The 12595-nt window shown below is 71.1% G+C and carries 9 protein-coding genes and 1 tRNA gene; 8 read left to right on the top strand and 2 right to left on the bottom strand.

Features of this window, described 5'->3' with window-relative positions:
• The first annotated feature begins 15 nt into the window (after positions 1 to 15).
• The 8 genes from yajC (at position 16) to WMF28_RS22415 (ending at position 9629) form a co-directional block, all read left to right on the top strand.
• On the top strand, positions 16 to 450 hold the full coding sequence (gene yajC, locus WMF28_RS22450) for a preprotein translocase subunit YajC (RefSeq protein ID WP_437595282.1): 435 nt from the start codon (positions 16 to 18) through the stop codon (positions 448 to 450).
• Between the two features lie 55 nt (positions 451 to 505).
• Positions 506 to 2659, top strand: coding sequence for a protein translocase subunit SecD (secD, locus tag WMF28_RS22445; protein WP_437595281.1), 2154 nt, complete (start codon positions 506 to 508; stop codon positions 2657 to 2659).
• A 74-nt stretch (positions 2660 to 2733) separates the two neighbouring features.
• Positions 2734 to 3975: a protein translocase subunit SecF gene (gene secF, locus WMF28_RS22440; protein WP_437595280.1), complete on the top strand. Its 1242-nt coding sequence runs from the start codon at positions 2734 to 2736 to the stop codon at positions 3973 to 3975.
• A gap of 84 nt (positions 3976 to 4059) precedes the next feature.
• Positions 4060 to 5835, top strand: a complete 1776-nt coding sequence (gene recJ / locus WMF28_RS22435; protein WP_437595279.1) for a single-stranded-DNA-specific exonuclease RecJ — start codon at positions 4060 to 4062, stop codon at positions 5833 to 5835.
• Between the two features lie 40 nt (positions 5836 to 5875).
• Complete coding sequence (locus WMF28_RS22430; RefSeq protein ID WP_437595278.1) at positions 5876 to 6655, top strand: ABC transporter ATP-binding protein; 780 nt, start codon at positions 5876 to 5878, stop codon at positions 6653 to 6655.
• A gap of 35 nt (positions 6656 to 6690) precedes the next feature.
• Positions 6691 to 7806, top strand: a complete 1116-nt coding sequence (locus tag WMF28_RS22425; protein WP_437595277.1) for an MlaD family protein — start codon at positions 6691 to 6693, stop codon at positions 7804 to 7806.
• Between the two features lie 224 nt (positions 7807 to 8030).
• Positions 8031 to 9230: a pyridoxal phosphate-dependent aminotransferase gene (locus WMF28_RS22420; protein ID WP_437595276.1), complete on the top strand. Its 1200-nt coding sequence runs from the start codon at positions 8031 to 8033 to the stop codon at positions 9228 to 9230.
• A gap of 327 nt (positions 9231 to 9557) precedes the next feature.
• Positions 9558 to 9629 (top strand) — tRNA-Val (locus WMF28_RS22415).
• A gap of 265 nt (positions 9630 to 9894) precedes the next feature.
• Here WMF28_RS22415 and WMF28_RS22410 read toward each other — a convergent pair.
• Both WMF28_RS22410 and WMF28_RS22405 read right to left on the bottom strand, forming a co-directional pair.
• The gene (locus WMF28_RS22410; protein WP_437595275.1) at positions 9895 to 10860 is read right to left on the bottom strand and encodes a hypothetical protein; all 966 of its coding nucleotides are present in this window, start codon (positions 10858 to 10860) and stop codon (positions 9895 to 9897) included.
• Positions 10861 to 10899: 39 nt separating this feature from the next.
• Positions 10900 to 12486 (bottom strand): TIGR02266 family protein, encoded by a 1587-nt coding sequence (locus tag WMF28_RS22405; RefSeq protein WP_437595274.1) that lies wholly within the window; start codon positions 12484 to 12486, stop codon positions 10900 to 10902.
• Between the last annotated feature and the right edge of the window lie 109 nt (positions 12487 to 12595).

Genomic DNA, 12595 nt, shown 5'->3' with positions numbered 1-12595 from the left:
GAGACACGCGTCACCTTGGCAAGCTCAAACTGGTTCCAGCCGAACGCCGCCCCCGGGCGCGCGGGCAACGCGCCCGCGACGCCGGTTGAAGGTCAACCGCCGCCTCCGTCCGGGGGGCAGGAGGCGCAACCTGCGCCGTTCGGCGGAGGGGCCTTCTCGTTCCTCATCCTGGCGCTGCCGCTGCTGCTCATCTTCGTGATGACGCGGAGCCAGAAGAAGAAGCAGCAGCAGATCGAGTCGAACCTCAAGGTGGGCGACCGGGTCGTCACCCAGGCCGGGCTCCTCGGGAGGATCACCGACATCAGCCCGAACTCGCCCCGGGTCAAGCTGGAGATCGCCCCCGGCGTGAACGTGCAGATCCTGAAGAGCGTGATCCAGGGCCACGACCCGGGCGAGGTCGCGGCGGCAGACGCCAAGGTCGCCGACGCCGCGAAGGACAAGAAGTCGTAGGCCGGCGCTCGGTCCAACAGGAAGCTCTTTACCGCCCCTCGCGGCGCCCCACTCCATGCTCCTAAACATCTTCCAGTACGGGTTCGCCGGCGTCGCCGGTCTGTGCCTCCTCGGCGCGTGGCTCAGCCGTTCGCGGCGCAGCGTCTTCGCCTGGGCGGCGCTCTCCGCCGGCGCCGCCGCGTTCGCGGCCCACTACCAAGTGTTCTGGGCCCTCGCGACGTTCGGCCTGATGGTGCCGTGGGCGCTGCTCTGCACCGGGCCGTGGATCGACTTTGCGTGGCGGGCGAAGACGGGCTTCGTGCTGTTCCTCGCGCTCGGCGCCGCGCTCTGCATCTACCCGACCTACCACGACGAGCGGTTCGGCCGCCCCGATCACACCGGCGTCCCGTCGGACGAGCTGTCGGAGCAGGAGACCCAGGCGAGGCGGGGAGATCTCGGGTTCAGCCGCTTCCTGACCTCGAACATCCCGTTCCGGCTGGTGCGCGGGCTCGATCTGAAGGGCGGCCTCCGTCTTGTCTACACGGTCGACGTCGACGAGGCGATCAGCGACAAGCGCGACCGGTACTACGATGACCTGCGCGCGGCGCTCGCGACGGCGTTCGGGTTCCACGAGGGCGACAAGCCGCCGACGATCGAGGAGATGCAGAAGCTCCAGACGAAGCTCCGCATCGAGAAGTCGCGCGAGCATGCCGACACGATCGTGATCACCTTCAACGACCCGGCGGACGCCGAGAAGATCAACAGCGATTTCCTCGCGAAGTTCCTCGGAGAGATGCAGCTCCAGCGCTCGGCGGACCGCAACGTCGCGAGGTTCCGGATCCGCGACGAGGTCGCGAGCGGCATCCGCGAGCGCGCGGTGACGCAGGCCAAGGAGACGGTGCTCCGCCGCATCGACGGCCTCGGCCTCAAGGAGGCGAGCGTCTCGGCGCGCGACGAGGACGTGATCATCGAGGTCCCCGGCGACGACGAGAGCTCCTTCAGCACGATCCGCGAGATCATCAGCCAGACGGCGCGGCTCGAGTTCAAGATGGTCGACGACGACCAGGACTTCTTCGAGCCGATCGCGAAGAGCGCCAAGGAGGAGGATCTCCCGAAGGGGCTGACGTTCTCGATCGAGAACGCGCCGGTCGGCCCCGGGAAGACCAAGCCGGTCCACTTTGCCCGGATGGTGCGCGCCGAGCACGAGGAGCTGCGCGACACGCTGAAGCGGCTGCGCGAGTGGGTCGGGACGCTCCAGGTCCCGGCGGACAACGAGGTCGGCTACGGCAAGCTGTACGAGTACAACGAGGAGAAGGACGTCATCGAGGAGATCGGCTGGCGGACGTATTTCCTCTTCAGCAAGGCCGAGATCACGGGCGACATGGTGCGCGACGCGCAGGCGCTCCCGGATCAGAGCGATGGGGGCCTCGGCGGCTGGTACGTGTCGATGGAGTTCACCCCGACCGGCGCCGACCGGTTCGAGGACATCACCGGCCGGAACGTCAAGCGGCGGTTCGCCATCATCCTCGATGAGAAGGTCGAGAGCGCGCCGGTCATCCAGACGAAGATCGGCGGCGGACGCGCGCAGATCACGATGGGCTCGCAGAACCCCGACCAGCAGCTCCAGGACGCGCGCAAGCTCGAGCTGGTGCTCCGGTCGGGCGCGCTGCCGGCCCCGATCTCCCCGTCGAACGAGCAGCGCATCGGCCCGTCGCTGGGCAAGGACGCCATCCAGCAGAGCATGAAGGGCGCGATCGGGAGCGGGCTGCTCGTCGTCGTGTTCATGGTGGTGGTCTACAGCCGCGCCGGGCTCATCGCGGACGCCGCCGTCATCTTCAACCTCATCCTGCAGATCGCGGTCCTCGCGATGTTCGGCGCGTCGATGACGCTGCCCGGCATCGCCGGCCTCGTGCTCACCATGGGCATCGCGGTCGACGCCAACGTGCTGATCAACGAGCGCATCCGGGAGGAGCTCCGGGCCGGGAAGAGCCCGCGCGCCGCGGTCGACGCCGGCTACGACAAGGCGTTCAGCGCCATCCTCGACGGCCACGTGACCACGCTGATCTCCGGGCTCATCCTCGCGCAGTACGGCACCGGCCCGATCAAGGGTTTCGCGATCACGCTGATCGTCGGCATCGCCATCAGCCTGTTCACGGGGGTCGTGTGCACCCGCCTGGTGTTCGACTGGGCCGTCCGCGGCCGGAAGATCAAGACGCTCTCGCTCGGCTGACAACGGGGCCGCGAGAGCGGATCCCCGACCTTTGAGGGAGAACGCGAGAGCGGATCTCCGATTGAGACACGACGATGGAACTCATCAAACCTGGCCGTCAGTTCGACTTCATGAGCAAGCGCTGGCTCTTCATCGGGCTCAGCGGGGTGCTGCTCCTCCTGTCGATCATCTCGTTCATCGTGCCGGGGCCGAAGCTCGGGACCGATTTCAAGGGCGGCACCGAGATCGAGGTCGCCTTCGAGGCTCCGGTCTCCAGCGCCGAGGTGCGCGAGGCCGTCTCGAAGTCGGGCTTCGACTCCCCGGACATCGTGTCCGTCGCGGACCAGGCGAACCCGAACCGCTACCTCATCCGGGTCCACGAGGTCTCCGCGCTGTCGGAGCCGCAGAAGGCGGCGGTGCGCGATCGGATGTGCCTGGCGCCCGAGGACGGCTCCGTCCCCGAGGACCGCTGCCCGCAGGCGGTGCGCGCCACCGAGGTCAAGTTCAGCCCCGGCGGTGACAAGATCTCCGCCCGCTACGACGTCGCGCCCGACCTGGAGGGGATCAAGAAGCAGCTCGAGGGCGTCGAGGGGGTCGATCTCAGGCCCGGCGCGAACAACCCGCTCGTCGTGAGCGAGCGCGACAACAAGGTCGAGCTCTACCTGAAGTCCAAGGGCGACCAGCTGATGGACGGCCTCCGGGAGCACCTCGGCGCGGACAAGGTGCCCGACCAGGCGCTCCGGGTCGAGTGGATCGGGCCGAAGGCCGGCGCGCAGCTGCGGGACGCGGCCATCAAGAGCGTCCTCATCACGATCTTCTTCATCATGGCGTACATCGCGTTCCGGTTCGACGTCCGGTTCGCGCCCGGCGGCATCCTCGCGCTCGTCCACGATGTCGGCATCGCGCTCGGCGCGATGGTGATCACGCAGCGGGAGATCACCCTCTCCACCGTCGCCGCGCTGCTCACGATCGTCGGCTACTCGATCACGGACACGGTCGTCGTCTACGACCGGATCCGCGAGAACCTGGGGAAGCACCGCGACATGAGCTTCGCCGCCGTCATCAACTACTCGCTCTCCGAGATGCTCGGGCGCACCATCCTCGTGTCGCTCACGACGTTCCTGTCGCTCGTCATGTTCCTCTTCTACGGAACGGGCGTCATCCGGGACTTCGCGTTCACGCTCGTCGTCGGCATCGTCGTCGGGACGTACTCCTCCATCTACGTCGCCGCGCCGCTCACCGAGTGGATCGACCGCAAGTTTTTCGGCTCGAACTCCAGCAAGCGCAAGAAGGTCAACCGCGTCCGCACGCAGAAGCGCGCCGACGCGGTCGTCTGACCGCCTCGCCGTGATCGCGGCCGCTCGCGCAGCCGGGACGCAGGCCATGGACGCCTCCATCGCGCCGATGTACCGGCTCTGACGATGACGAGCACCTCCACGGAGGCCTGGAAGGAGCTCCCCGAGCGCGAGGCGCAGGCCCCCGCCTCGCGCGCGGCGCGGGATGGCGCGGGCGCGTCCGAGCGCATCGCGGACCCGGGCGAGGCGTCGCCCGAGGCGCTCGCGATGGCGCGCGAGCTCGGGCTGTCGATCACGGTGGCGGACATCCTGCACCGGGCCGGCCGAGCTCCTGACGAGGCGACCCGGCGCTTCCTCGATCCGCGGCTCTCGCACCTCACGCCGCCCGACGCCATGGCCGATCGCGAGGCGAGCGCCGACCGGATCGCGCGCGCCGTGCGCGCCGGCGAGCGGATCGCCGTCTTCGGCGACTACGACTGCGACGGGATCACCGCGACGGCCATCATGACGGGCGCGCTGCGCGCCCTCTCCGGCCAGGTCGTGCCGCTCCTCGCGACGCGCGCCGAGGGCAGCTACGGCCTCTCAGCGCCCGCGATGGAGCGCGTGATGCGCGCCTGCCCCACGCTGCTCATCACGTGCGACTGCGGCTCCAGCGATCACGAGCGGCTGGCCGCCGCGCGCGCGGCCGGCATCGACTGCGTCGTCATCGACCACCACCTCGTGCCGGCCGAGCCGCTCCCCGCGATCGCGTTCCTGAACCCGCACCGCGCCGACTGCGGCTTCCCGTACAAGGGGCTCGCGTCGTGCGGGCTCGCGCTCACGCTGCTCGCCGCCGTGCGCAAGAAGCTCGGCTCGTCGCTCGATCTCCGCCCCTACCTCGACCTCGTGGCCATCGGCACCGTCGCCGACGTCGCGCCGCTGACCGGTGACAACCGCGCGCTCGTGCGGGCCGGCCTCGGCGTGCTCCAGACCGGACCCCGGCCCGGGCTGCGGGCGCTCGCGGCGCTCGCCAACCTCGATCTCGGGCGCGGCGCGTCTGCCGAGGACGTCGCTTTCCGGATCGCGCCCCGCCTCAACGCGCCCGGCCGGCTCGGCGATCCCGACATCTCGCTGGAGCTGCTGCTCGCGCACGACAGCGTGACCGCCTCGGCGCTCGCCGCCACGGTGGAGCAGGCGCAGATGAAGCGGCGCGCCATCCAGGACGAGATGCTGGTGTCCGCGCTCGCCGAGATCGAGCGCGCCGGCTTCGAGCGGGATCCCGCGATCGTCATCGCGCGGCAGGGCTTTCACCCCGGCGTGGTCGGCATCGTCGCGGGCAGGATCACCTCCCGCTTCGGCAAACCCACGATCGTCATCGCCCTCGAGGGCGCGAAGGGGCGGGGCTCGGTCCGCGGTCCAGCCGGCGCGCGGCTCCACGACGCGCTCTCCCTCTGCCGCGCCGAGCTCGTCGGCTTCGGCGGCCACCAGGCGGCGGCCGGCGTCGAGGTGCGCGCCGACCGCGTCGAGGCGCTCCGGGCGGCGTGGTGCGACGCCTTCCGCGAGCAGGACCTCCCCGCCGCCTCGGCGCTCGCGGCCGCCCACGTCCGGCTCGACGATCGCGACGACCCGACGGCCGTGGCGCGCGATCTCGAGCGGCTCGAGCCGTGCGGCGAGGGGAACCGCCCGGCGTACGTCCTCCTGGCGGGCGCGGCCGTGCGCTCGGCGAGGAACCTGAAGGGCCACCTCAAGCTGGAGCTCACCTTCGCCCGCCGCGAGATCTCGTGCTTCGGGCTCGAGCTGGGCGAGCTCGCGCCGCGGTTCACCGGCCGGAGCGTCGATGTGGTGGGCCGCCTCCGGCGCGACGCCTGGCGCGGCGGGGACGCCGTCGAGATCAGGATCGAGCATGTCGCCGCGGCCGATTGAGCGTTCGCGGCGGGCCTCGGCGGCGTGCTAGCGTGGGCGCGTGGCCGAGCCGCTGATCCGGTTCTCGCGTGTGCGCAAGGCCTTCGGTCCGAAGGTCATCTACCGCGACCTGAACCTCGAGGTGTACCCGGGCGAGACGCTCACCATCATGGGCGGCTCGGGCGTCGGCAAGAGCGTCATGCTCAAGCTGCTCATCCGACTGCTCGACGTGGACGATGGATCTATCCAGTTCCACGGTGAAGAGATCACGCGCGTGAGCGAGGCGCGCATCTCCGGGGTGCGCCAGCGCATCGCGATGCTGTTCCAGGGGGGCGCTCTGTTCGACTCGATCTCGGTCGGCGGGAACGTCGCTTACGGCCTGCACGAGCACTTCCGCAAGCAGATGACCGAGGCGCAGATCGCCGACCGGGTGAACTGGGCGCTGTCGCTCGTCGGCCTGCCCGGCATCGAGCAGATGCGCCCGGGGGACCTTTCCGGCGGCATGAAGAAGCGCGTCGGCCTCGCGCGCGCCATCGCGGTGCAGCCCGAGGTGCTGCTCTATGACGAGCCGACGACCGGACTCGATCCGATCAACACCGAGCGCATCAACCACCTCATCAAGGGGCTCAAGCAGGCCCTCAACGTCACGAGCATCGTGGTGACGCACGACATGAAGAGCGCGTTCTCGATCTCGGATCGGATGGCGATGATCTACCGCGGTGAGGTCATCGCGACCGGCACGCCGGACGAGTTCCGGGCGTCCAGAGATCCACATGTCGCCGATTTCATCACCGGGACCGCCCCGGTGAATGAGGACGTCCAGACGCTTCTCGGCACGTGACGATCCCTCCAAGATCGCGCAAGATGCCCGTCTGCATGGGCAGAGCGCGCGATCTGAAGGTCGGACTTTTTGTGCTGGCGGGCCTCGTGATGTCCGCCCTCGTCATTTTCCTGATAGGCGACGAGCGGCGGCTCTTCGACGCCTCCGTCGAGTTCACGACGAATTTCGGCGATGTGCAGGGTCTGAAGCCAGGCGCGCCCATCCGCATGGGCGGCATCGACATCGGTCACGTCGCCGAGGTCGCCTACGGCCCGGACCCGAAGGACACAAAGATCTATGTGAAGCTCGAGGTCGTCGAGAGCGAGTCGAGCCGGATCAAGACCGACAGCGTGGCCCAGATCGCGAACAAGGGCCTGCTCGGCGACAAGATGCTGGAGCTCACGAAGGGGCAGAGCCCCGATTCGGTGCCGCCGGGGGGCCACATCCCGGGCGAGGTCCCGACCGACGTGATGGGGAAGGTGACCGGGATGGCCGAGAAGGCCGAGGCGACGCTCGACAATATCCAGAAGGTCTCGGAGAGCATCGCCGACGAGCGCCTGCACAAGGACCTCCGCGAGACGGTCGCCTCGGCGAACACGCTGATGAAACAGGTGACCGAGGGGGAGGGCTACCCGCACCGCCTCCTGACCGATCCCGAGGAGGCCGAGCGCATCTCGCGCACCCTGCAGAGCCTCGACCGCGTCGGCATGGAGCTCGCGAGCACGCTGCGCGAGGTGAGGGGCGTCGTCTCGCGCGTCAAGGAGGGGCCGGGGTTCGCGCACGACGTCATCTACGGCGACGGCCCGCAGAAGCAGGTCCAGCAGTTCGGGAACGCCGCGGACGAGGTCGCCATGACGCTGCGGGGTATCCGCGAGAGCGACAGCCTCGCGCACGACGCGCTCTACGGCGGCAAGGGCGACGGCGCCGAGGCGCTCGCCAACGTCACGGCGATGACCGGCGACCTCCGGGCGATCGTGCACGACATGAGGGCGGGCAAGGGGACCCTCGGCGCGCTCCTGGTGGATCCGTCGATCTACGAGGACATGAAGAGCCTCCTCGGCAATGTGCAGCGCAACGACGTGCTCCGCGCGCTCGTGCGCTACTCGATCAAGAAGGACGAGCAGAAGCCTGCAGTCCAGGTCGGCGGCACCACGCCGGCGCCCGCTCCCTAGGGCCGCGCGTCAGGTGTCCGGCGTGCGTGGCCGGGCTGCTGCGCCGCTTCGCGGCGGCTCCCCCGGGAGGCGTCGAGCGCCGTATCTGTCGCGTGGCGCGCGACGCTCGGGGCGCACGGCGGCGGAGCTCCCGCGGCGCGAGGCACATCCGGGTCGCCTGCGCAACCGCCAGGGGGGTAGCGCCTTGCGTTGTTCCGGTCCCCCCTTTATTCCTCGTTGTCCCCATGCCCACGAAGCTCGCTGACCGTCTGTCGGCCGTCGCGCCCAGTGCAACGCTCGCCATGGCGGCGAGGGTCGCGCGGCTCCGCGCCGAGGGACACGATGTCTACTCCTTCGGCGTGGGCGAGCCGGACTTCGACACGCCCGAGCCGATTCGCAGCGCGGCGAAGGCGGCGCTCGACGCCGGCGCCACCCATTACACGGCCGTGTCCGGTACACCCGAGCTGAAGTCGGCGATCTGCGCCGCGACCGAGCAGCACCGCGGATGGCGGCCGCTGCCGAGCCAGATCAACGTGAGCTGCGGCGCGAAGCATGCGCTGTTCAACCTCGCCGCCGCGCTCTTCGATCCGGGTGACGAGGTCGTCATCCCGGCGCCTTACTGGGTGAGCTATCCCGAGCAGGTGCGCCTGTTCGGCGCCACGCCGGTCATCGTCGAGACCACCGAGGCGACGGGCTTCCGCCTCACGGCGGACGCGCTCCAGGCCGCGCTGTCTCCGCGGGTGAAGGCGCTCGTCCTGTGCACGCCCTCGAACCCGACCGGCTCGGCGTATGCGGAGGAGCACCTGCTCCCGCTGGCCTCCGTGCTGCGGCGCCACGACTGCTGGATCATCGTCGACGAGATCTACGCCGACCTCACGTACGACGGCTTCCAGCACGTGTCGCTCCCCGCGCTCGCGGAGGACCTCGCCCCGCGCGTGATCGTCGTCGACGGGGTCAGCAAGACGTTCGCCATGACCGGCTGGCGCGTCGGCTGGAGCATCGCGCCGACCGAGGTCGCGAGGGCGCTCGACGTGGTCCAGGGCCAGAGCACAACGAACGCCGCCGCCGTGTCCCAGGCCGCCGCCGTCGCCGCCCTGAACGGCCCGCGCGACGCGGTGTTCGCGATGCGCGCGGCCTTCGCCCGGCGGCGCTCGCTCATGGTCGAGGGCCTCAACGCGGTCCCAGGGGTGCGCTGCCGGATGCCGGAGGGGGCCTTCTATGCGTTCGCCGACGTACGGGGGCTCTGCGGGCGCTCTTTCCAGGGGAAGACGCTCGCGAGCGACGAGGACGTGGCGACGTGGATGCTGGAGCAAGCGCACGTGGCCGCGGTCGCCGGCACCCCCTTCGGTGCACCCGGCTATCTTCGGTTCTCCTACGCCTGCGACGAGGACCACATCGAAGCGGGCCTCGCCGCGCTCCGCCGCGCCGTCGCGGCGCTCGATTGACGGATCGCGGACCCCTGGGCCGATCCCCGGGGCGCGGTTTCGAGGCCGCGGCGCCGGCTCCGCCCGCTCGAGGGCGCGACCGAGAAGGGATGCGGAAGCGGCTGCTTGCCTGGATCCACCCCCCTCGCGGTCGGCGCGTCAGGGCGCGCGACGGCGCGCGGCCGAGCCTCGCCGCCGGAGCCGTGAGGGACGGCCCGCTGGCGCCCGATTTGCCGAGCACCGCGAGGAAGTTCGCTGTCGGCAGCGAGTTCTTCTTGTCGAATGCCGATGTCTGGGTTAAAAGCGCCACGTCTTTCCGAAACGGCCGGGTGACAACCGGCTGGCATCGGGCGCATAACTCAGCGGTAGAGTGCGTCCTTCACACGGACGAAGTCGCAGGTTCAAGTCCTGCTGCGCCCACCCCGATTCGCCCCCCGCGCGAGCTGGTCCAACGCATCGAGTCGCCCGCGCGACGATGCCGCCAGCGGCAGGCGCTGGGCAGCTGGGCCGATGCGTCGTGTCGAGCGTGCTGCAGCTCGCGCCGTGTGCCTCCCGTTCGCATCGGGGGACGTGCCGTCGCGACCCGTCGCGCGTTGCCTAGGCGACGCCCCTGCCTGTCGTCGCGACCTCGGCGGCGACGAGGCCCGCAGGCCGACGCCCGTGTGCCCGAGGCGAGGCGCAGACGTCAGGGCGCAGGGGGCGCCGCGGGCGGGGTTGCGGCCGCCTTGTCGTTCTTGCGCCTCTCGATGACGCCGGCCGTCGCGCGCAGATCCTTGGCGACGGCGCCGCACTTGATGCAGCGGCGCGTCCGCTGGCCCGCGCAGCGCTGCGGGGTGAGCAGCTGCTTGATGTAATGGAGCGAGCGGACATCGCCCTCCTCGCGCATCCTGGCGATCAGCGCCTTGGTGGGGCACCCCGTGAGCCGGCGCAGGTCGTCCGCGACGAGCAGCGCCGGCGACGCGAGCTGACGCACGCTGCTGTCGAGCAGCCGCGTGCTCGCGTGGTCCCTGGGCCAGTCGCCGAACTTCGGCGCGGTCACCACCTCGTAGAGCAGGTCGGGGCCGCGGCTTCCCATGTGCTTGGCCATCAGATCGAGCGCCGTGAGGGCGACGTCCGGGGGGCCGTTCGCGGCCCTCAGGATGAACTGCTTGAGCTCGTCGATCCCGGTCTCCTCGGGGGCGATCTCGAACAGCCGCTTCGCCGTGAGCAGCGCGGCCGCCACCGTCGCCTTCTCGCGCCCTTGCGCGACCGCGAGCGCCCGGAGGACCGCGGGGTCTTCCGGATACCGCTGCGCGAGCGCGCCGAGCGCAGCGGCCCCCGTGGCCTGGGCGCGCTCGAGCTCCGCGGGCTGCGCGCGGGCGGGCTCCGCCTTCGCGGGGGCCTCGGGCTCCGCGGGCTCGCTCGCGGCCGCCGGCTCGGGCGCCGGTACGCTGGCGCGGTCGCTGCCGCTGGGGGCGGCGGTCGGCACAGGCCTCTGCGCCCCGCTGAGCTCCCCTTCGAGCACCGTCACGGCCGTCGGGTTGCGGAGCGCGACCGCGCCGCAGACGAGGCCGGTGGCGACCAGCAGGCCCAGCGCGGCCAGGGGGGCGGCCGCCTTCGGGCGACCCAGCCCCGGCCCCGGTTCATCGACGTGGCTACCCGAGCCGCTCATTGCCGCCGCCTCTCCCGCGGGTGACCCACGGCCTCGTCCTCAACCGTAGGGATCGTCGTTCTTCGGCGGCTTCGGCGCGGCAGGCCTCGGCCTGGGCGCCGGCCTGGGCGCCGGCGTGGCCGCCGGCTTGGGGGCGGCGGGCTCGGCGGTCGCCGTGGGCGCTGCCGGCTCGGCGGTCGCCGTGGGCGCTGCCGGCTCGGCGGTCGCCGTGGGCGCTGCCGGCTCGGCGGTCGCCGCGGGGGCCTCGACGGTGGGCGTGGGCGTAGGCGCCGCGGTCACCTCGGGGGCCGCTGCCGGCGCAGCGGGCGCTGTGGGCGCGGTCGTGTCCGTCGCCGCGGGCACGATCTCGGTCGGCCGGGGCTTCTCCTCCGGAGCCTCGGGCTTCGCCGCGGGCTGCTCCGGCGCGGGCGCGGCCGGCGCGGGTGCGGTCGGCTTGGGGTCGCTCTGGCCGAACACGAGCCAGAGCGCGCCGCAGAGCGCCGCCGCGACCAGCAGGATCGTGAGCAGCCGTCCGGTTCCGCTGCTCTCCTCTTCCTGCGCGAGCGGGGTCTTGCCCGTGGCTGCGGTCTTGGCGGCGACCGCCTTGTCGTCCTTCGGCTTGGCTGCCACAGGCTTTGCCCTGGCCGGCTCGTCGGCCGCCTTCTCTTCCTGGCGCGCGGGCTTGCCGTGCAGCTCCTCGGCCGGCGTCCTGTCCGCCTCCTCCGCCGGCTTCTTCGCCGCGGCGACCTTGGCTGCTCTCGCCTCGGCCGCGGGCAGATCGTCCCGCGTTTCCCTCTCGTTCGCCAGCTGCGCGACCGCCGCGACAGGAACGGCCGCTGGCTCGGCCAGCGGCTTCGCCCGCTCTTGCTTCGGCACCGGCGCGGGCTCGGCCTTCTTCGGCGGGGTGGCGATGAGCGGCTCCTTGGACGCGCCGATCTCGTCCAGCGAGCCGCCGGCCTCGGCGAGCGCCTGCTTCAGCAGCTCGGCCGCCTGCTTCATCATCGTCCGCTCGTCGGGCGGCGGCATCTCCTTCTCGGGGTTCGTCTGCGGGAAAAAGCCGCCGGCCTCCGCGGGGTCGGCCTTCTTCACCGCGTCGCTCTTGCCCGCGTCGCCCTTCGAGGTCGCCCCGATCGAGCCGAGCCCCAGCATCGTCGACGCCCGCTTCGCCTGCGCGGCCTTCGCGGCCGCAGGCTCGGCCTGCGGCGCGGGCGCGGTCGTGGTCGCCGCCGCGGCCGCGGGCTCCGGCGCCTCGTCGCCCAGCTCGGTGCGGTCCGTGATGCCGGCCTCGAACGCCGACCCGGCGCCCTGCTGCGCGTCGACCAGGCGGGTGATGACGGCCTTGGACTTCTCATCGATCTTGATGAACTTCACGCCCATGCCGGACGGGTGCGCGTCGCTCGCCTGCGCAGGCTCCCGCTTCCATACGACGCGACCGACGCCGGCGATGACGGCCTGCTCGTCCAGCAGACGGATCTCGAACTTGAGCAGCGTGCCGGCGGGGAAGGGCGACGGCGTCTTGATGAAGATGCCGCCCCGGCTCACGTCATGCGAGTGGTGCTCGATGAACTCGTCGACCGTGGCGCTCTTGTAGCGCACGGTCATCTGCAGCACCCTCGCTCGCGGATCTTTGCGTGTGTCCTGGGCCATCAGGGTAGAACTCCCGTCTACTTCGCGACTCGCTCCTGCGGATCTCGTCCGCATGTTACCCAAGGTTCGCCGCGAAGCCCAAAGGCTAACACGTGACGGTCGCTTTACC

This window comes from Sorangium sp. So ce590 (assembly GCF_051521365.1).
GTDB lineage: Bacteria > Myxococcota_A > Polyangia > Polyangiales > Polyangiaceae > Sorangium.
Note: the sequence above shows the minus strand (reverse complement) of the source record. Positions and strands in the feature narration are given on the sequence as shown.

Coding starts and splice junctions, on each gene's coding strand:
- secD (WP_437595281.1), top strand. CDS start 506: ATGCTCCTAAACATCTTCCAGTACGGGTTCGCCGGCGTCGCCGGTCTG.
- secF (WP_437595280.1), top strand. CDS start 2,734: ATGGAACTCATCAAACCTGGCCGTCAGTTCGACTTCATGAGCAAGCGC.
- recJ (WP_437595279.1), top strand. CDS start 4,060: ATGACGAGCACCTCCACGGAGGCCTGGAAGGAGCTCCCCGAGCGCGAG.
- WMF28_RS22425 (WP_437595277.1), top strand. CDS start 6,691: ATGGGCAGAGCGCGCGATCTGAAGGTCGGACTTTTTGTGCTGGCGGGC.
- WMF28_RS22420 (WP_437595276.1), top strand. CDS start 8,031: ATGCCCACGAAGCTCGCTGACCGTCTGTCGGCCGTCGCGCCCAGTGCA.
- WMF28_RS22410 (WP_437595275.1), bottom strand. CDS start 10,860: ATGAGCGGCTCGGGTAGCCACGTCGATGAACCGGGGCCGGGGCTGGGT.
- WMF28_RS22405 (WP_437595274.1), bottom strand. CDS start 12,486: ATGGCCCAGGACACACGCAAAGATCCGCGAGCGAGGGTGCTGCAGATG.